This is a genomic window from Afifella sp. IM 167, from assembly GCF_020144925.1.
Classification (GTDB): domain Bacteria; phylum Pseudomonadota; class Alphaproteobacteria; order Rhizobiales; family Afifellaceae; genus Afifella.
In genome coordinates, this window is record NZ_NSLC01000001.1 from 234,501 (window position 1) to 251,688 (window position 17,188).

The 17,188-nt window shown below is 67.0% G+C and carries 21 protein-coding genes; 6 read left to right on the forward strand and 15 right to left on the reverse strand.

Features of this window, described 5'->3' with window-relative positions; translation table 11 throughout:
• Window positions 1-9 precede the first annotated feature (9 nt).
• Genes CLD20_RS01160 through gatC form a run of 4 tightly spaced genes read right to left on the reverse strand, consistent with a single transcriptional unit; the run spans window position 10 to window position 2,658 of the window.
• Window positions 10-405 (reverse strand): RidA family protein, encoded by a 396-nt coding sequence (locus CLD20_RS01160; RefSeq protein ID WP_224404759.1) that lies wholly within the window; start codon window positions 403-405, stop codon window positions 10-12.
• The gene (gatA, locus tag CLD20_RS01165) at window positions 396-1,877 is read right to left on the reverse strand and encodes an Asp-tRNA(Asn)/Glu-tRNA(Gln) amidotransferase subunit GatA (protein WP_224404760.1); all 1,482 of its coding nucleotides are present in this window, start codon (window positions 1,875-1,877) and stop codon (window positions 396-398) included. The genes CLD20_RS01160 and gatA overlap by 10 nt, the downstream gene beginning before the upstream one ends.
• 10 nt (window positions 1,878-1,887) lie before the next feature.
• Window positions 1,888-2,367, reverse strand: coding sequence for a GNAT family N-acetyltransferase (locus tag CLD20_RS01170; protein ID WP_224404761.1), 480 nt, complete (start codon window positions 2,365-2,367; stop codon window positions 1,888-1,890).
• A gap of 3 nt (window positions 2,368-2,370) precedes the next feature.
• A complete protein-coding gene (gene gatC / locus CLD20_RS01175) occupies window positions 2,371-2,658 on the reverse strand; it encodes an Asp-tRNA(Asn)/Glu-tRNA(Gln) amidotransferase subunit GatC (RefSeq protein ID WP_224404762.1) in 288 nt (95 codons plus the stop codon).
• A gap of 193 nt (window positions 2,659-2,851) precedes the next feature.
• On the opposite strand from gatC, the gene CLD20_RS01180 reads away from it, so the two are divergent.
• Window positions 2,852-3,097, forward strand: a complete 246-nt coding sequence (locus CLD20_RS01180) for a hypothetical protein (protein WP_224404763.1) — start codon at window positions 2,852-2,854, stop codon at window positions 3,095-3,097.
• 19 nt (window positions 3,098-3,116) lie between these two features.
• On the opposite strand, the gene CLD20_RS01185 is transcribed toward CLD20_RS01180, so the two are convergent.
• The 3 genes from CLD20_RS01185 to CLD20_RS01195 form a co-directional block, all read right to left on the reverse strand.
• Complete coding sequence (locus CLD20_RS01185) at window positions 3,117-3,821, reverse strand: metal-dependent hydrolase (protein WP_224404764.1); 705 nt, start codon at window positions 3,819-3,821, stop codon at window positions 3,117-3,119.
• A 63-nt stretch (window positions 3,822-3,884) separates the two neighbouring features.
• Window positions 3,885-4,619 (reverse strand): DNA repair protein RecO, encoded by a 735-nt coding sequence (recO, locus tag CLD20_RS01190; RefSeq protein WP_224404765.1) that lies wholly within the window; start codon window positions 4,617-4,619, stop codon window positions 3,885-3,887.
• A gap of 56 nt (window positions 4,620-4,675) precedes the next feature.
• Window positions 4,676-5,641 carry a LysR substrate-binding domain-containing protein gene (locus CLD20_RS01195; RefSeq protein ID WP_224404766.1) on the reverse strand — a complete coding sequence of 322 codons (966 nt, stop codon included), beginning with the start codon at window positions 5,639-5,641 and terminating at the stop codon, window positions 4,676-4,678.
• 88 nt (window positions 5,642-5,729) lie between these two features.
• On the opposite strand from CLD20_RS01195, the gene CLD20_RS01200 reads away from it, so the two are divergent.
• Genes CLD20_RS01200 through CLD20_RS01220 form a run of 5 tightly spaced genes read left to right on the forward strand, consistent with a single transcriptional unit; the run spans window position 5,730 to window position 11,057 of the window.
• Window positions 5,730-6,851, forward strand: a complete 1,122-nt coding sequence (locus CLD20_RS01200) for an ABC transporter substrate-binding protein (protein ID WP_224404767.1) — start codon at window positions 5,730-5,732, stop codon at window positions 6,849-6,851.
• 21 nt (window positions 6,852-6,872) lie between these two features.
• Window positions 6,873-7,730, forward strand: coding sequence for an ABC transporter permease (locus CLD20_RS01205; protein WP_224404768.1), 858 nt, complete (start codon window positions 6,873-6,875; stop codon window positions 7,728-7,730).
• Window positions 7,727-8,533: an ABC transporter permease gene (locus CLD20_RS01210; RefSeq protein WP_224404769.1), complete on the forward strand. Its 807-nt coding sequence runs from the start codon at window positions 7,727-7,729 to the stop codon at window positions 8,531-8,533. Before CLD20_RS01205 ends, CLD20_RS01210 begins: the two co-directional genes overlap by 4 nt.
• A 9-nt stretch (window positions 8,534-8,542) precedes the next feature.
• Window positions 8,543-10,003, forward strand: coding sequence for an amidohydrolase family protein (locus tag CLD20_RS01215; protein ID WP_224404770.1), 1,461 nt, complete (start codon window positions 8,543-8,545; stop codon window positions 10,001-10,003).
• A 16-nt stretch (window positions 10,004-10,019) separates the two neighbouring features.
• On the forward strand, window positions 10,020-11,057 hold the full coding sequence (locus tag CLD20_RS01220) for an ABC transporter ATP-binding protein (protein ID WP_224404771.1): 1,038 nt from the start codon (window positions 10,020-10,022) through the stop codon (window positions 11,055-11,057).
• A 96-nt stretch (window positions 11,058-11,153) separates the two neighbouring features.
• On the opposite strand, the gene ppa is transcribed toward CLD20_RS01220, so the two are convergent.
• The 8 genes from ppa to CLD20_RS01260 all read right to left on the reverse strand — a co-directional run bounded on the left by ppa (window position 11,154) and on the right by CLD20_RS01260 (window position 17,174).
• Window positions 11,154-11,687 (reverse strand): inorganic diphosphatase, encoded by a 534-nt coding sequence (ppa, locus tag CLD20_RS01225; RefSeq protein ID WP_224404772.1) that lies wholly within the window; start codon window positions 11,685-11,687, stop codon window positions 11,154-11,156.
• Between the two features lie 133 nt (window positions 11,688-11,820).
• Complete coding sequence (locus CLD20_RS01230; protein WP_224404773.1) at window positions 11,821-12,789, reverse strand: nitrilase-related carbon-nitrogen hydrolase; 969 nt, start codon at window positions 12,787-12,789, stop codon at window positions 11,821-11,823.
• Window positions 12,790-12,865: 76 nt separating this feature from the next.
• Window positions 12,866-13,813, reverse strand: a complete 948-nt coding sequence (gene era, locus CLD20_RS01235; protein WP_224404774.1) for a GTPase Era — start codon at window positions 13,811-13,813, stop codon at window positions 12,866-12,868.
• Window positions 13,810-14,511: a ribonuclease III gene (gene rnc, locus CLD20_RS01240; RefSeq protein ID WP_224404775.1), complete on the reverse strand. Its 702-nt coding sequence runs from the start codon at window positions 14,509-14,511 to the stop codon at window positions 13,810-13,812. The genes era and rnc overlap by 4 nt, the downstream gene beginning before the upstream one ends.
• A complete protein-coding gene (gene lepB, locus CLD20_RS01245; RefSeq protein ID WP_370636724.1) occupies window positions 14,508-15,299 on the reverse strand; it encodes a signal peptidase I in 792 nt (263 codons plus the stop codon). Before lepB ends, rnc begins: the two co-directional genes overlap by 4 nt.
• Window positions 15,300-15,424: 125 nt before the next feature.
• Window positions 15,425-15,826 carry a holo-ACP synthase gene (gene acpS / locus CLD20_RS01250; RefSeq protein WP_224404776.1) on the reverse strand — a complete coding sequence of 134 codons (402 nt, stop codon included), beginning with the start codon at window positions 15,824-15,826 and terminating at the stop codon, window positions 15,425-15,427.
• Window positions 15,823-16,584: a pyridoxine 5'-phosphate synthase gene (locus CLD20_RS01255; protein WP_224404777.1), complete on the reverse strand. Its 762-nt coding sequence runs from the start codon at window positions 16,582-16,584 to the stop codon at window positions 15,823-15,825. Before CLD20_RS01255 ends, acpS begins: the two co-directional genes overlap by 4 nt.
• The gene (locus tag CLD20_RS01260) at window positions 16,581-17,174 is read right to left on the reverse strand and encodes a DUF2062 domain-containing protein (RefSeq protein WP_224404778.1); all 594 of its coding nucleotides are present in this window, start codon (window positions 17,172-17,174) and stop codon (window positions 16,581-16,583) included. The genes CLD20_RS01255 and CLD20_RS01260 overlap by 4 nt, the downstream gene beginning before the upstream one ends.
• Window positions 17,175-17,188: the final 14 nt, after the last annotated feature.

Here is a 17,188-nt window from a genome sequence, read left to right on the forward strand (position 1 = left end):
ACGGCGGGCTCAGCCGCCGATCTCGGCCTCGAACTCGATCTCCACCAGCCATTCCGGATCGATCAGGCCGGCGGCGATCACCATCGTCGCGGCGGGGCGGATCTCGCCGAAGGCCTCGCCATGGGCGCGGCCGACCGCCTCCCAGTCCATCCGGCGGGTCAGGAAGATGCGCGTGCGGACGACATCGGCAAGGCTCGCCCCCGCCTCCTCCAGCGCGATGCGGGCGATCTCGATGCAGCGCCGCGTCTGCGCCGCCGCATCGCCGACGCCGACATTCCTGCCGTCCGGGCCGACCGGCGCCGTGCCCCCGACGAGGACGCGGTTGCCGATCTTCACCGCCCGCGAAAAGCCGATCACCGGCTCGTAGGGGCTGGCGGAAGAGATGTTCTTTCGGCTCACCACCATTTCTCCGGCGGAAACGAGCCCGCCGCATCCTCGATGACGTGGGCCGCCTTGAAGAGCCCCGCCTCGTCGAAGGGGCGTCCGATCAGCTGCAGGCCGAGCGGCAGGCCCTTACCGTCGAGCCCGGCAGGCACGGCGATGCCCGGCAGGCCCGCCATGTTCACCGTCACGGTGAAGACGTCGTTCAGATACATCTTCACCGGATCGGCGTTCATGTCCTCGTCGGCGACACCGAAGGCGGCCGAGGGCGTCGCCGGCGTCAGGATGGCGTCGACGCCCGCCTCGAAGACCTCCTCGAAGTCGCGCTTGATCAGCGTGCGGACCTTCTGCGCCTTCAGGTAATAGGCGTCGTAATAGCCGGCCGAGAGCACGTAGGTGCCGATCATGATGCGCCGCTTCACCTCGCGGCCGAAGCCCGCCGCGCGGGTCTTCTCGTACATGTCTATGATGTCGTCGCCCTCGACCCGGAGGCCGTAGCGCACGCCGTCATAGCGGGCGAGGTTGGAGGAGGCCTCCGCCGGCGCCACGATATAATAGGCCGGCAGGGCGTATTTGGTGTGCGGCAGCGACACGTCGACGATCTCGGCCCCGGCGGCGCGATACCATTCGATGCCCTTCTGCCACAGCGCCTCGATATCGGCCGGCATGCCTTCGACGCGGTATTCCTTCGGAATGCCGATCTTCATGCCCTTGACGCTCTGGCCGACGGCGGCCGGAAAGTCCGGCACTTCCCGGTCGGCCGAGGTGGAATCCTTCGGGTCGATGGAAGCCATCGACTTCAGCAAAATCGCCGCGTCCTTGACGGTGCGCGCGATCGGGCCGGCCTGGTCGAGCGAGGAGGCGAAGGCGATGATGCCCCAGCGCGAGCAGCGTCCGTAGGTCGGCTTGATGCCGACCGTGCCGGTGAAGGCGGCCGGCTGGCGGATCGAACCACCCGTGTCGGTCGCCGTCGCGCCGGCGCAAAGCCGCGCCGAGACGGCCGCGGCCGAGCCGCCCGACGAGCCGCCCGGCACGAGCTGGGCATTGGAGCCCTTCGAGCGCCAGGGGCTGATCACCGGGCCGTAATAGGAAGTCTCGTTGGAAGAGCCCATGGCGAACTCGTCCATGTTGAGCTTGCCGAGCATCACCGCCCCGTCGGCCCACAGATTGGCTGTGACGGTGGATTCATAGTGCGGCTTGAAGCCGTCGAGCACATGCGAGCCGGCCTGCGCATGCACGCCCTCGGTGCAGAAGAGGTCCTTGATGCCGAGCGGCACGCCTTCCAGCGGCCCCGCTTCGTCCTTGGCGATGCGCTGATCGGAGGCCTTCGCCATCTCCAGCGCCTTGTCGGCCGTCACGGCGACATAGGCGTTCAGCGCGTCGTTCGCCGCCTCGATGGCGGAAACGTAGGCCCCGGTAAGCTCCAGCGCGGAGAACTTCTTCGCGGAAAGGCCGTCGCCGATCTCGGCGATGGTGAGGGAGGTAAGGTCGGTCATCGAAATCGGCTCAATCGGAAAGGCGTTTTTCCATGAAGATGGAGACGCCATTGTCGGGATAATCGAGATACGGGCCGCGGGGCGAAAAGCCCGCGGAACGGTAGAGGCCGAGCGCCGCCGGTTGCGCATGCCCGGTCTCCAGGACGAGCGCGGCTAGGCCCCGCGCACGCGCCTCCCACTCGATCGCTTCGAGGATTTTTCGGCCGAGGCCCCTGCCCTGCTCGGACGGCGCGACATACATGCGCTTCACCTCGCCGAGCCCCTCGCCGATCATCCTGAGCGCCCCGCAGGCGACCGGCTCCTCGCCGCGCCTTGCGGTGAAGAAGACGACCTCCGGCCGCTTCAGCTCCTCGATGGTGAGGTGGTGGCATTCCTCCGGCCGGTAGAGCGACAGGAGATAGGCGTTGAGGTCTGCGATCAGGCCCGCGATCTCGGGCCTGTCCGGCAGTTCGATGCCGATGACGGCCGGGTCTTCAAGGGTGGCGGGCACGTCTCATTCCACGACTTTGGGCACGAGGAAGTAGTGGTCCTCACTGGCGGGCGCATTGGCGACGATATCGTCCACCTTGCCGCCGTCGGTCACCTCGTCCTGCCGCGCCTTGAGGCGCATGGCCGTGACGGAGGTCATCGGCTCGACGCCGGTGACGTCGACCTCGCCCAGTTGCTCCACGAATCCCAGGATCGCGTTGAGCTCCTCGCGAAGACCCTCGGTCTCCTCGTCGGAAAGCTTGATGCGTGCCAGATGCGCGACGCGCTTGACGGTTGGAAGATCGACGGACATCGCAAAACCCCTTCTGGCGCCCGCTATAGACCGCGTGGGCTAAGCCGGCAACGGGGGCGCGGCGCCGCGCACACCGACCTTCGGCGCATAAGGCAAGGCCAGCCAATCCGGCAGGTCTGCCCCGCACAATATTGCAGCGCAAAAGAACGGCGACGTGCTAGTTTCCTCGACCCGCCACCAAAACCCGGCCCCCATGCCCGCACCCTGGATCAATTTCACCCTTCTTGCCCTCGAATCCCAACAGGTCATCTGGCTGAGGCTGATGAAGCTCGCCGCCGGTGGACCGGCCGCCTGCAGCGAAGCGCGGCAGATGGTGGAGGAAAAGCTCGCCGCCGGCTCCGATGCCGCCGGCCAGATCCTTGCCGGCGAGCCGCCCGAGGCGATCGTCGACGGCTATCTGGGCAGGGTCCGGGCGAACCTCAAGCGCCTGTCGAAATAGACCGCCCCCGGGCGGCGGCTCAGAGCTCGACCGTCTCGCCGATATCCGGCACATGCACCTTGCCGGCGTCCTCGCCCATTGCCGCCAGGAACCGGTCCGGCGTCTGATCGACGAGCGGGAAGGTGCGATAGTGGCAGGGCAGGATCGCCGAAAACGAGAAGTAGCGCTTGCAGGCGAGCGCGGCGGTTTCCCCGCCCATGGTGAAGCGGTCACCGATCGGCACGATACCGATATCGGGCCGGTAGCGCTCCTGCACGAGCTCCATGTCGCCGAAAATGTCGGTGTCGCCCATATGATAGAGCACCTTCTCGCCCGGCGCCCGGATGATGAGGCCCATCGGATTGCCGAGATAGACGGGCGTGCCGTCGACCATCGTCGAGGACGAATGCAGCGCATTGACGAAGGAGACGGTGAAGCCGCCGCAATCGACCGTGCCGCCATGGTTGCCGGGATTGATGTTGTCGCCGTCGACGCCCTTGCTGACGAGATACATGCAGACCTCGAAGGAGGAGACAAGCATGGCGCCGGTCGCCTTGCACAGCTCCGCCGTATCGCCGAGATGATCGTCATGGCCGTGGGTGAGGAGAATGTGCGTCGCCCCCTTCGCCGCCTCTACCGGGTCGCCCTCGAAGACGGGCGAGCCGGAAAGGAACGGATCGATGATGACGATCTTGTCGGCGAATTCGACGCGGAACGCGGAATGGCCGAGCCAGGTGATCTTCATGTGCGTGTCTCCCTTGGTTGGGAGGGACTTTAGCGGCCGCGGATGAAATTTCGAGGCCTGCCGTCAGCGCGTCAGCACCGCGCGGATGAAGGCGCCGCGCATCTCCGGAAGGGAGAGGTCGCGCGGCGCGAAGACATGGCGTTCCAGGAAGAGGCCGGTGAGATGAAAACCCTCGCCGAGCTCTGCCCGGTCGGGGCGCACATCGTTCCCCGCGCGCAGGAAGGCCGGCAACGGCAGGAGCCGGTTGTGATAGGCCATGCCCGCCTCGCGGCTGACCGCCCGGCCCGATTTCGGCGACACGTAAACAAGGTCCTCCGCAACGCCCGTCGCCGCGCAGGAGCCGAGATCGAGCCCCACGCCCATCTCTTCCAGAAGCAGCATCTCGAAACGCACCATGCCCTCCGCCATCGCCCGCGCATCGAAGCCACCCGAAACGGCGCCCTCCAGAAGCGCCGTCAGCGCCCGGTGGAGGACCGGATGCGGATCGCGCTCCGGCAGGAGCCGCAGATGCGCGGCCAACGCCTGGATGAGATAGGTACCGGCCCGGTCCGCCATGATGGCCCCGGCCCGTTCCACAACGGGCTCGGCGCGGAAATTCCCCAGATGCTCGTTGAGCCTTGCCCGCCAGGTCAGTTCCAGCGTGTTGCCGGGCTGCAGCGCCGGCCGCTGGCGGCGCGAGCGCCCGCCCTTGACGAGGCCGAGATGGCGGCCGTGCCCGAGCGTCATCGCTTCCAGGATGATGTCGGCCTCGCCGTGGCGGCGCGTGGCGAGGACGATGCCGGGCTCGGACCATTCCATGGCGATGCTCTAGCGAAGAAGCGGCGCGCAGACGAGGAAATCCTCCGCGCCCGGCCTCAAGTGCGCGGCAGTGGCGCCTCGTGAGGGGGGACCGGCACCCGCCCCTCCTCCCGGGCGGAAGCGGTCCGCTCCGCGCCGAGCGTCGTCTTGATCCAGTCGGCGAAAGCCAGGGTGACGGGCTCCTGCGCCTTCTGCGTCTCGGCGACGAGATAATAGGCGTTGAGCGAGGGAACGGAGAGCGAGAACGGCCGCACGAGCTGGCCGCTTCTCAGCGCCGCCGCGCAGGCGATGTCGTCGCCGATGGCGACGCCCAGGCCCGCGATCGCCGCCGCAAGGACAAGATACATGTTGGAAAGGACGATCCCCCGCCGCGCCTCGATCCGCACACCGGCGCTCGCCAGCCAGCGCGTCCAGTCGTCGTGGCTGCCCATATGCAAGAGCGGCGTGCGCTCCAGATCCTCCATCTCCAGCCGGCCGCCGAATTCGCGCAGAAGCGTCGGGCTGCAATAGGGCGTGAATTCCAGCTCCGACAGGAGCTCGGTCGCATGGTCGGGCCAGTTGCCAGAGCCGAAGGCGATGTAGAGGTCTACGTCGCGTTCGTTCACCGCATCGAGCTGCTGCGGCGTGGAGATGACGAGGTCGACCTTCGGGTAAAGGGCGCGGAACGCGCCAAGATGGTTGCACAGCCAGAAGATGGCAAAGCCCGGCGCGCAGCTGATGCACAGGCGGCCGGAAAGCTCCGGCCCCTCGTCGAGGTCGCGGGCCCGGTCGAGGATGGTGAGGGCCTTGCGCACCTCGCGCGCATAGTGCCGGCCGAAATCGGTGAGTTCCACGCCGCGGCCGCGGCGCGCGATGAGCTTGTCGCAAAGCTCCTGCTCCAGGAAGCGGACCTGATGGCTGATGGCGCTGGGCGTCAGATGCAGCTCCTCGGCGGCGAGCCGCATGGAGCCGAGGCGGGCGAGACTGTCGAAGGCCTGCAGGGCGTGGAGGGAGGGAAGACGCATGTAATTGGTGAAATCCATTCAACTGAACATGGCACACATTTCGATTGTGCCGCGTTTTGCTGCAAGCCTAAATTCTCGCCACCCCTTCCTCGAAGAGCAGGCCCCCATGACCCGCATTTCCGATTCCCGCCGCTTGCAGTTCCTCGACCAGATGATGAAATCGCAGCTTTCCCGCCGCGGATTGCTGCTCGGCGGCGCGGCCACGGCCGGCGCGCTCGCCATGCCGCGCTTTCTCGGCGCGGGCGAGGCGCGCGCCGCCGAGACCATCCGCTTCTGCTCCTGGGGCGGATCGATCCAGAAGCTGCAGCGCGAGTACGTCCTTCAGCCCTTCACCGAGGCGAGCGGCATCGAGGTCGTAGAAGATTCGCTGCCCCTGTCGAGCCGCATCAAGGCGATGGTCGACAACGACGCACTCGAATTCGACGTCGTGCAGACCGACCTTCTCACCCTCCTCTCGCTCGAGCAGATGGGCGAGTATTTCGAGCCGATCGACTATTCGGCGATCGCGCCGCAGGCCCTGAAGGGCATTCCGGAGGCCGTCCGCCTGCCCAAGGCCGTCGGCTATCTCTACTGGTCCTACAACATCGCCTATCGCACCGATAAGTTCGACGCGGCGCCGAAGGACTGGGCCGAGGTCTGGGACACGGAAAAATTCCCGGGCGGGCGCACCCTCACCTCCGCCGATGACGGTCAGTACCCGAACCTGGAATTCGCGCTGCTCGCCGACGGGGTCGCCAAGGAGGATCTTTATCCGATCGATGTCGACCGGGCCTTCTCCGCCCTCGATCGCATCAAGTCGGACGTGGTGAAATGGTGGAGCTCCGGCAGCGAGGTCGTCCAGCTCTTCACATCCGGCGAGGCCGCCGTGGGTTCCGCCTATTCCGGCCGCATCCTGACGGCCAAGAGCGAAGGCGCCCCGGTGGACCTTGCCTGGAACCAGGGACAGGCCTCGCTCGACTACCTGATGATCGTCAAGGGCGCGCCCAAGGACCGGGCGATGAAGCTCATCGACGCGCTGCTGGCGGTCGAGCCCTCGGTCGAGGTCTTCAACCGCTACAATGCCGGCCCGGCCAATCAGGACGTTCTCGCCGGCCTCAAGGAAGGCCGCGCCGCGGAGCTGCCGAGCTACCCGGAAAATCTGGAGAAGATGTACGTTCAGGATTCGCAGTGGTGGGCCGACAACCTTGACGACATCATCGAGCGCTTCCACGAATGGACCTTCGCCTGAGGGCCAGTCTGGAAAATTGTGATGGGAGCGCTTGCCACCGCCCGGTCCGCCCGACCGGCTGAGACTTCCTCGCTGTGGCTCGCGCTCCCCGCCATCCTTGCGCTCGGCCTCTTCTTCTTCGCCCCGCTGGCGAACCTCGTCACGATCTCGTTTTCCGGCGAGACCGCCTTTTCGGCCTATGAGCGCTTCTTCGCCTCCCCGGCGGCGACCCGCATCCTCGTCAACACGGTGCTGGTGGCGCTCGCCGTCAGTGCCTCGTGCACCCTCATGGCGCTCGCCTTCGCGCTGGCCATCCGCACCCTCACCCCCTTCTGGGCAAGGCTCGCCCTGCTTTCCGTCACGCTGCCCCTGTGGATCAGCATCCTGGTGCGCAGCTATTCCTGGCTCTACGTCCTGGCGCAGGAAGGCATCGTCAACCGCTCGCTCCTGGCGCTAGGGCTCACCGACCAGCCGTTCCAGCTCCTCTTCAACTGGGGCGCGGTCGGCCTCGGCATCGGCCATATCCTGCTGCCCTATGCGCTGCTGCCGATCCACAACGCCGTCGAGGCGCTCGATCCGCTGCTCCTGCGGGCCGCGCGTTCCCTCGGCGCCGGGCCGGCGCGCATCTTCTTCACCCTGATCCTGCCGCTGACGGCACGCGGCATCCTGACGGGCGCCGCCCTCGTCTTCGTTCTGGCGCTCGGCTTCTACGTCACGCCGCAGATGCTCGGCAGCGCCCGCAACACCATGCTCGCCGTCTATGTGGACGTCCTCGTCAATACGATGCTCGACTGGCCGCGGGCCGCCGCCGCCTCGCTCGTCCTCGTCGTCACCGTCGCCGCCGGCATCGCCCTCCTCGCCTTCGCGGCCGGCCGCACTGTCGCCAGGCTCCGCCCGTGAGCGCCCGTCCCTCGCTCCTTTCTCTGATTGCCCGGCTGGTGGTGGTGGCGGGCGTGCTCTTTGCCCTCGTGCCGCTCGCCATCATGCTCTTGATGTCCTTCTCCTCCTCGGAGTTTGTGCGCTTTCCGCCGCCGGGATTCTCGCTGCGCTGGTACGATTCCTACCTCTCCCAGACCGACTGGATGGCCGCCACCTTCCGCAGCCTGTGGCTGGGAACCGGCGTCGCGGCCATCGCCGTCCTTCTCGGCGTGCCGGCCGCCATCGCCATCGACCGCATGACCCCGTCCTGGCAGAAGGCCGCGCTCGGTGTCGCCGTCCTGCCGATCCTCCTGCCGCCGGTGGTGATCGCGGTGGCGATGTACATGACCTTCACCCGCCTCGGCCTCGTGGGAACGCCCGCCGGCCTCGTCGCCGGCCATCTGATGCTCGCCCTTCCCTTCGTCGTGCTGACCAGCGTCGCCGCCCTGCGCAAGCTCGACCCCGAGCTGACCCGCGCCGCGCGCTCCCTCGGCGCAGGCCGCACGCGTATCCTCTTCACCGTCACCCTGCCGCTCATCCGCCCGAGCATTCTCAGCGGCGCCCTGCTCGCCTTCCTCACCTCCTTCGACGAGCTCGTCATCGCGCTCTTCCTGGGCTCGCCCCAGCTGCGCACGCTGCCGCGCCGCATGTGGGAAGGCATCCGATCAGAGTTCGACCCGACCGTCGCCGCGGCCTCGGCGATGGTCGTCGTCGCCACCCTCCTCGCGGCCCTCGCCCTGCAACTCCTCGCGCATGCCGCGCGCCGCCGCATCCGTCCCTCCTAAGGAAAGAACATGTCGCAGAAGAAAGTCGTCTATCGCGCCAAATGGATTCTGGGCTTCAAGGAGAACGCCCACCGCCTCGTCACAGACGGCGAGGTCGAGGTCGAAGGCAACACGATCTCCTATGTCGGGCCGGAACGGGAGGCCCTGCCGGAGGGCGCGGAGCTGCGCGCCTTCCCCTCCGGTCTGCTGATGCCCGGCTTCATCTCCTCGCACGCCCATCTGTGCAACCATGTGGGCGACCGGATGATGGCCGATACCGGCCGGCTCGACCTCTTCAACTGCGGCTTCCTCAACTATCTGCCGGCCGGCAGGAACGGACGCGATTTCCTCGCCGATGACGATCCGCTCGCCGGCATCCGCTTTGCCGTGGGCGAACTTTTGAAGAGCGGTGTCACCACCGTCATCGAACTCGGCGGCGAAGTCGGCGGCAACACCGACGTCATGGTGGATATCGCCGGCGAGATGGGCATCCGCGCCTATGTGGCGCCCGGCTTCGCCTCGGCCCATTATTCCTTCAGCGAGGCCGGAAAGCTCGGCTACGACTGGCTTCAGGACGACGGCGAGGCGCAGTTCGAGAAGGCCTGCGAGAGCGCGCTCGCCAATAACGGCCGCTACGACGACCGCATCCGCGGCATCCTCGTGCCGGTGGAGACCGTCCTCACCTCTCGCCGGCTGTTGCAGAAGACCGCCGAGACCTCGCAGAAGCTCGGCCTTCCGGTGACGCTGCATGTGGCGGAGACGATCTGGGAATTCCACGAGACGGTGCGCCGCGAGGGCACGACCCCCCTTGGCCTTTTGGGCGATTGCGGCCTGCTGGCGCCGAACGTCATCCTCGGCCATTCCATGTTCTATGGCGGCCACTCGCTCACCGGCTTTCCGCGCGTCGACGACCTTGAGCGCATCGCCGAGGGCGGCGCGCATGTCTCCCACTCGCCTTTCGTCTTCGCGCGCCGCGGCATGCAGCTGGAAGGCTTCCGCCGCTACGCCGAGCTGGGCATCAACATCACGCTCGGCACCGACAGCTACCCGCAGGACATGTTCAACGAGATGAAATTCGCCTCCGTTCTCGGCAAGCTGCACGAGCACGACTTCCGGGCGGCCCCGGCAAGCGAGGTTTTCAACGCCGCGACCGTGAACGGGGCGAAGGCGCTCGGGCGCAGCGATATCGGCCGCCTCGAACAGGGCGCCAAGGCCGACCTCGTCGTCGTCGACATGGACAGGATCGCCTTCGGTCCGATGCTCGACCCGGTCAAGATGCTCGTCCATATCGCCGGTGCGGCGGATGTGCGGCATGTCATGGTCGACGGCATCGTGCGCGTGGAGGAAGGAAAACTGACCATGCTCGACGAGGACGCGCTTCTGCGGACCGTTCGCGCCGCCGCCGAGCGGGTCTATGCCAGCGTCCCGGAATATGACTTCAAGGGTCGGACCGCGGAGGAATTCGCGCCTCCCGCCTTCGAGCGCTGGTAGGCGCGCGGAGAAGACGATGAACCTCGGCTCGGCCATCCATATCGAGGGCGTGAAGAAATCCTTCGGCGCCCATGTCGCCCTTCAGGGGGTCGACGTGGAGATTCCGGCCGGCTCCTTCACCGCGATCCTCGGCCCGAGCGGTTGCGGCAAGACCACGCTCCTCATGACCATCGCAGGCTTCGAGCACCCGGAGGAAGGCCGGATCCGCTTCGATGCGCACGAGGTCACCGCCGAGCCGCCGGAAAGGCGCAATGTCGGTCTCGTCTTCCAGAGCTACGCGCTCTTTCCGCATATGAGCGTGGCCGACAACATCGCCTATGCCCTGAGGGCGCGGCGGCGCCCCAAGGCCGAGATCGCGGACAAGGTGAAGGCGGTCGCGGCCCTGATGGAGGTCGAGCCGCTGCTCGCCCGGCTTCCCTCCGAGATATCCGGCGGCCAGCGCCAGCGTGTCGCCATCGCCCGCGCCCTCGTCTTCGATCCGCATATCCTGCTTCTCGACGAGCCGCTTTCCGCGCTCGACCGCAATCTGCGCGACCGCATGAAGGACGAGTTGCGGCGCATCCACCGCAAGCTCGGCATCACCATCGTCATCGTCACGCACGACCAGGACGAGGCGACCGAACTCGCGGACCAGATCATCGTCATGGATAGTGGGCGCGTGCTCGCCGCCGGCCCGCCGCGCGCCCTCTACGAGCAGCCGCGAAGCGCCGAGATCGCCCGCTTCTTCGGGCGCGCCAACATCTTCAAGGTCGCCGGCAACAGCGAAGACGCCGTGCATGTGGAGGGAAGCCGTCTCGATGCCGCCACCGTGTCGGGTGAGGGCGCGCAAATCCTCGTCCGCCCGGAGGATTTCGAGCAGGTCGAGGAGGACCGCGAAGACGCCATCCGCATGCTGGTGGAGGCCGTCACCTTTCGCGCCGGCCTGTGCGCCGTCACCTGCAAGGCGCCGAGCGGCGCCCCGGTGCTCGCCGAGCTGCCCACCGGCCGCATCGAGACGCTCGCAAAGGGCGATGCCTTCTATCTGCGCCCGCGCAAGGCCTGGCTTCTCGACTGAAGCAGCCGCCGGCGGGCGGCGGGGCCCCATTCTGCGGAGGGGATCGCGGTGCAGCCGTCGCGGCCGCGCCCGGCCCCTCTCACGGAACGGCTGTCCTCAAGCCTCGCTCTTGCCGCGCTCGATCGCTTCCATCACGAGCCGTTCGGCGCCCTCGGCGTCCTGCCAGCGGCCCATATCGACCCACTTGCCCTTTTCCAGATCCTTGTAGTGCTGGAAGAAGTGGGCGATCTGCTCGCACATGATCGGCGGCAGGTCCTCGTAGCTTCGCACCCCGGTATAGAACGGATGCAGCGCATCGGCCGGCACGGCGATGATCTTCTCGTCGCCGCCCGATTCGTCTTCCATGACGAGCGCGCCGACCGGCCGGCAGCGGATGATGGCGCCGGCCACCACCGGCACCTGGCTGACCACGAGGATGTCGCACGGATCGCCGTCCGGCGAGAGCGTGTGCGGGATGAAGCCGTAATTGCCGGGATAGAACATCGCCGTATGCAGGAAGCGGTCGACCATGAGCGCGCCCGATTTCTTGTCGAGCTCGTACTTCACCGGCACGCCGCCATAGGGGATCTCGATGACGGCGTTGAGGTCCCGCGGCGGGTTGGTGCCGACGGGGATATGGGACAGGTCCATCTTGGCCTCTGGATGTGGATGGCAGGGTCGGCAGCCGCGTAGCACCGCGCCCGCGGCAAGGGCAATGAGACCTTCGCACGGCTTGGCCGGGTGGTGAACAGAAGACGCCCCGGCAAAGCCGGCGCCGCGCTCCCTAATCTTCTTCTCCGGGCTCCTCGGCTTCCTCGAAAACGCCCTCGGTGAAGAGCACCGGTGCGCGTGGCATCTCGTCGACGAGCATCTGGAAGACGTCCGGCCGGGCATAGTGGCCGACGACGTCGAGGTCGTACTTGCCGCGCACGATATCGTCGAGGTCGATATCGGCGGCAATCACCGCCTCGCGCTCGTAGACCGGGCCGGCCAGCACCTCGCCGAGCGGGCTGGCGATGACGCTGCCGCCGCGGATGAGGATGGCGGCGGGATCGTTGCCCTGGATGCAGTCATATGCCTCGGGAGCGTCGGCGCGGGTCATGTACTGGCAGGCGCTGAGCACGAAGGTGCGGCCCTCATAGGCGATATGGCGCATGGAGGACTGCCAGATCTCCCGGTCGTCGACGGTCGGCGCGCACCAGATGCCGATCCCCTTGGCATACATCGCCATGCGAAGGTTCGGCATGTAGTTCTCCCAGCAGATCACGCCGCCGAGCCGGCCGAGCGGCGTCTCGAAGACCGGGATGGTGGAGCCGTCGCCCTGCCCCCAGACGAGCCTTTCGCTGGCCGTCGGCATCAGCTTGCGATGCTTGCCGAGAAGCGCCCCGTCCGGGCCGAAGAAGAGCACCGTGCAATAGAGCGTACCGCCGTCACGCTCGATGACGCCGGTGACGAGATGCGCCTTCATCTTTGCGGCGAAGGAGCCGATCTGGGCGCATTCGGGCCCCGGCACGTCGATCGCCGACTTGAAGTAGCGCAGGAAATCGTCTCGCCCGGCTGGGCTGCGCATGCCGATCCGCGCGCCGAAATCGAGCCCTTTGGGATAGCCCCCGACATAGGCCTCGGGAAAGACGACGAGCTCGGCCCCTTCGCCGGAGGCCGTCTCGCAATGCGCGCCCATGCGCTCCAGCGTGCGCGGCGTGTCGAAGAGGCTCGAACCCGTCTGGACGACGGCGACGCGGTGCTGGCTCATGGCTTTTCCCCTCAGTTTCGGGAGCGGCCGGGAAGATGCCACGAGGCGGCCCGGCATGCGAGCCCCGGCCAACCGGCTAGCGCGGAAACTCCAGCCCCATCTCGCGATAGCGCTCCGGATCGTCCGCCCAGCCCTCGCGCACCTTCACGAAGAGGAAGAGGTGCACCTTGCGCGACAGCATCTCATGCAGGTCGCGCCGCGCGGCGATGGAGATCGCCTTGATCGTCTCCCCGCCCTTTCCGAGGAGAATCTTGCGGTGGCTCTCGCGCGCCACATAGATCACCTGGCTGATCTTGACCGAGCCGTCCTTCTTCTCCTCCCAGCTCTCCGTCTCCACGGTCGCCGCATAGGGGATTTCCTGGTGCAGGCGCAGCATCAGCTTCTCGCGCGTCACCTCCGCCGCGATGGAGCGCAACGGCAGGTCGGAAATCTGGTCCTCCGGATAAAGGAACGGGCTCTCCGGCATCTGCCCGGCGAAGTAGGAAAGGAGATGGGTGACCCCGTCGCCGTTGAGCGCGGAGATCATGAAGGTCTCGGCGAAGGCGAGCCGCGCATTCGCTTCCGCCGTGATGGCGAGCAGCGTCTCGCGCCTGACGAGGTCGATCTTGTTGAGTAGGAGCACGCGTTTTTGCGCCGGCGCGCCGGTTTCGGCCAGCCGGTCGAGGATGGTGAGCGCCGCTTCGTCGAGCCCGCCGCGCGCGTCGATCAAGACGGCGACGATGTCGGCGTCGGCCGCCGAGGCCCAGGCCGTCGTCACCATCGCCTTTTCCAGCCGCTTCTTCGGCTGGAAGATGCCGGGCGTATCGACGAAGACGATCTGCGTATTGTCATGCATGGCAATGCCGCGAATGACGCTGCGCGTCGTCTGCACCTTGTGCGTGACGATGGCGACCTTCGAGCCGACGAGACGATTGATGAGTGTCGACTTTCCCGCATTCGGGGCGCCGATGAGGGCGACGAAGCCGGCGCGGGTCGCAACGCCTTCCTGCGGCGGCTCTGGCGTATCGGCAGGCGTGTCGCTCACGACCACACTCCCTCGCGCTTCAGGATGGCGGCGGCGGCCGCATGCTCGGCCTCGCGCTTGGAGGCGCCCTTGCCGATGCAGCCCTCCGTCCCGGGGATGACGACGCTCACGGAAAACTCCGGCGAATGGTCGGGGCCGCTGCGCCCGGTCTCTTCGTAGCGCGGTGTCGGCAGGCTGCGCCGGTGCGCCCATTCCTGCAACTCGGTCTTGGCATCGCGCAAAGGCCCTTCCATCTGTTTGACACGTTCGGCCCAGTATCGGTGGATGGTGCGCCGCGCCGCGTCCAGCCCGGCATCGCGGAAGATCGCCCCGATGACGGATTCGCAGGTATCGGCGAGCAGCGTGCGCGCCGTGCGCGCATTGGCCTTGGCCAGGCTCTCGCCGACCCGGTAATGCTCCGACAGACGCATCTCCTCGGCGACGGCCGCGCAGGCCTCGCGATTGACGAGCCGCGCCAGGCGCCGCGACAGCTCCCCTTCCGGCGCCTGCGGATATTCCTCGATCAGAAGGTCGGCGATGACGAGGCCGAGGACCCGGTCGCCGAGAAATTCCAGCCGCTCGTAGGTGGTCAGCGGATCACCACGCCCGTCGTCGCCGATGGCGCTCGCATGCGTCAGCGCCCGGGCGAGAAGCTCCGGGCGCGTGAAATGGTGTCCTATCCGTTCCTGCAGATCTTCAAGGGTGGCCTTGCCGCTCATAGTCCCTCGAGGATGCGGTCGTAGCGAAGGCTCCACGGCCAGCGCCAGAATTCCCACACATGAGTGTCCTCGTCGACGGAGAAGAAGATCACCTCCGCCTTGCCGACGAAGTTCTCCTCCGGAACGTAGCCGACGAAATTGAGAAAGCGGCTGTCGGAAGAATTGTCGCGGTTGTCGCCCATCATGAAGTAGTGATGCGGCGGCACCTCGTAGACGCCCGTATTGTCCTTCTCGCCGTTCTGCGTGAGGTCGAGCGTCAGGTAGCTGACGCCGTTGGGCAGCGTCTCGCGGTACTGCGCGACCTTGATCTCCTGGCCGAAGGCGTTCGCGCCCGTGTAATCGTCGACCCGCTCGCGCTCGACCGGCTCGCCGTTGATGAACAGCAAGCCGTTCTTCATCTGGATCTTGTCGCCCGGCAGGCCGATGACGCGCTTGATGTAGTCGGTGTTCGGATCGCGCGGCAGGCGGAAGACCGCCACGTCGCCGCGCGTCGGCCCGTCCCCCTCCCAGATCCGGCCCTTGATGAAGGACAGGTCGATCGGGAAGGAATAGCGCGAATAGCCGTAGGAGAACTTCGACACGAAGAGGTAGTCGCCGACGAGCAGCGTCGGCATCATCGAGCCGGAGGGAATATTGAAGGGATGATAGAGAAAGGTCCGGAAAAGCAGCGCGATGATCAGCGCCTGGATGACGACCTTCAGCGTCTCCCCGAGGCCGCCCGATTTTGCCTTCGCGGCATGCTTGCCGGTTTCCTTCTCGGAATCGGCGTCTTGTTCCGCCACGTGCATGGCTCCGTCCTTGGGTGTCGCTCGGGGGGTTTAGCGGTAGCGTCCGGCGGCTGCAACGCCGCGCCCGACCGTCGCGGCATTAATTCCGCTTTTGAGGCCGCATTGGGGCAAGAGCCCGCCTGATCCTAACGCCTCTCCTGCGCCTCGATCAGCACCACAGCCTGGGCGAGCGGCCCGTCATCGGTGATGGTGAGGTGGATCGAGACCTCGTGGCCTTCCGGCGTGATGCGCGCCAGCGCCTCGGCCGCGCCACCCGTAAGGCGGATCGTCGGCTTTCCGGAGGGCAGGTTGACGACGCCCATATCGCGCCAGAAGACCCCCTGCCGGAGCCCGGTTCCGAGCGCCTTGGAGCAGGCTTCCTTGGCGGCGAAGCGCTTGGCGTAGGAGGCGGCGCGCATGCGCCTTCGTTCCGATTTGCGCTGCTCGACCTCGGTGAACACACGCTGCACGAAGCGCTCGCCGAAACGCTCCAGCGTCTTTTCCACCCGGCGGATGTCGATGAGGTCCGAACCGAAGCCGATGATCATGCCGCCGCTCCCGCCTTGCTGCGGGCCTCCACCATCAGCCGGCGCATTTCGGCGATGCTGTCCGAAAGTCCGATGAAGATCGCCTCGCCGATGAGGTAATGGCCGATATTGAGCTCGCGGATCTGCGCGATCGAGGCGATCGGGCCGACATTGTCGTAGCCGAGGCCGTGCCCGGCATGGACTTCAAGCCCCGCCGAGGCGCCATAGAGCGCCATCTCGGCGATGCGCTTCCGCTCCGCTTCGGCGCCGGCCATGTCGCCCTCGCGGCCGAGATCGCAGAAGCGGCCGGTATGCAGCTCCACCACCGGCGCACCGAGCGTGACGGCCGCGTCGAGCTGGCGCCGGTCGGCTTCGATGAACAGCGACACGCGCACGCCGCGCTCGCCGAGCCGCGACACGATCGGCCCCAGCCGCTCCATGCTGCCGGCCGCGTCGAGCCCGCCCTCCGTGGTGCGCTCCTCACGCCTTTCCGGCACGATGCAGGCCGCATGCGGGCCGTGGCGAAGCGCGATCGCAAGCATCTCGTCGGTCGCCGCCATCTCCAGGTTGAGGGGAAGGGCGATCTCCTCCATCAGCCGCGTGATGTCGTCGTCACGGATGTGCCGCCGATCTTCGCGCAGATGCGCGGTGATGCCGTCCGCGCCGGCGCCCTCTGCGATCTTCGCCGCCCGAAGCGGGTCGGGATGGTCTCCTCCGCGGGCGTTCCGCACCGTCGCCACATGGTCGATGTTGATGCCGAGGCGAAGCTTCTCGTTCATTGAATGCCTTTCAGGCTGGCCCCTTCCTGCGAGGGATTCTCGCCACCCGTCGGCTTGCGCCGGAGCGCGAAGCGCTCCTTGCGGGCGGCCTGGTAGGCCGCGACCATCTTGTAGACGATGACGTAGGAGATGATGCCGACGAGCAGGCCGAGCGGGATCGCGCCGACCGTCATCGGCTTCAGGAGTGGCATGAGCTGCTCGAAGGATTTCTCCACCAGGTCGTGGCCGAGCCGGGGCGGCGGCAGCTCGTGCTGGCCGCGCAGGATGAGGTGGCCGAGCTTGTAGGTCGCGGCCCAGATGAAGGGGAAGGAGAGCGGATTGCCGACCGACGTGCCGAGCGCGGCGGCGAGAAGATTGCCGCCGATCAGCCAGGCGAGCCCGAAGGAAATAACGAAGTGCAGGCCGAGGAACGGCGTGAAGGAGGTGAAGGCGCCGGCCGCCACGCCGGCGGCGATGGCATGCGGCGTCGCCGAGAGGCGCAGGATGCGCTTGGTGAAATAGAGGACGGAGCGCCGCCAGCTGGAGCGCGGCCATACCATCACACGAAGGCGATGGTGCAGGGCTTCCTCGTTACGTCTCTTGAACAGCATGGGACGCGGTCACC

Bases quoted from the DNA above. Each gene is read 5' to 3' on its own strand.
- CLD20_RS01220 (WP_224404771.1), top strand. From the start codon at position 10,020: ATGAACCTCGGCTCGGCCATCCATATCGAGGGCGTGAAGAAATCCTTC.
- gatA (WP_224404760.1), bottom strand. From the start codon at position 1,877: ATGACCGACCTTACCTCCCTCACCATCGCCGAGATCGGCGACGGCCTT.
- CLD20_RS01215 (WP_224404770.1), top strand. From the start codon at position 8,543: ATGTCGCAGAAGAAAGTCGTCTATCGCGCCAAATGGATTCTGGGCTTC.
- CLD20_RS01230 (WP_224404773.1), bottom strand. From the start codon at position 12,789: ATGAGCCAGCACCGCGTCGCCGTCGTCCAGACGGGTTCGAGCCTCTTC.
- acpS (WP_224404776.1), bottom strand. From the start codon at position 15,826: ATGATCATCGGCTTCGGTTCGGACCTCATCGACATCCGCCGGGTGGAA.
- rnc (WP_224404775.1), bottom strand. From the start codon at position 14,511: ATGAGCGGCAAGGCCACCCTTGAAGATCTGCAGGAACGGATAGGACAC.
- lepB (WP_370636724.1), bottom strand. From the start codon at position 15,299: ATGCACGTGGCGGAACAAGACGCCGATTCCGAGAAGGAAACCGGCAAG.
- CLD20_RS01205 (WP_224404768.1), top strand. From the start codon at position 6,873: ATGGGAGCGCTTGCCACCGCCCGGTCCGCCCGACCGGCTGAGACTTCC.
- CLD20_RS01180 (WP_224404763.1), top strand. From the start codon at position 2,852: ATGCCCGCACCCTGGATCAATTTCACCCTTCTTGCCCTCGAATCCCAA.
- gatC (WP_224404762.1), bottom strand. From the start codon at position 2,658: ATGTCCGTCGATCTTCCAACCGTCAAGCGCGTCGCGCATCTGGCACGC.
- CLD20_RS01260 (WP_224404778.1), bottom strand. From the start codon at position 17,174: ATGCTGTTCAAGAGACGTAACGAGGAAGCCCTGCACCATCGCCTTCGT.
- CLD20_RS01195 (WP_224404766.1), bottom strand. From the start codon at position 5,641: ATGGATTTCACCAATTACATGCGTCTTCCCTCCCTCCACGCCCTGCAG.
- CLD20_RS01160 (WP_224404759.1), bottom strand. From the start codon at position 405: ATGGTGGTGAGCCGAAAGAACATCTCTTCCGCCAGCCCCTACGAGCCG.
- recO (WP_224404765.1), bottom strand. From the start codon at position 4,619: ATGGAATGGTCCGAGCCCGGCATCGTCCTCGCCACGCGCCGCCACGGC.
- CLD20_RS01200 (WP_224404767.1), top strand. From the start codon at position 5,730: ATGACCCGCATTTCCGATTCCCGCCGCTTGCAGTTCCTCGACCAGATG.
- CLD20_RS01185 (WP_224404764.1), bottom strand. From the start codon at position 3,821: ATGAAGATCACCTGGCTCGGCCATTCCGCGTTCCGCGTCGAATTCGCC.
- ppa (WP_224404772.1), bottom strand. From the start codon at position 11,687: ATGGACCTGTCCCATATCCCCGTCGGCACCAACCCGCCGCGGGACCTC.
- CLD20_RS01255 (WP_224404777.1), bottom strand. From the start codon at position 16,584: ATGAACGAGAAGCTTCGCCTCGGCATCAACATCGACCATGTGGCGACG.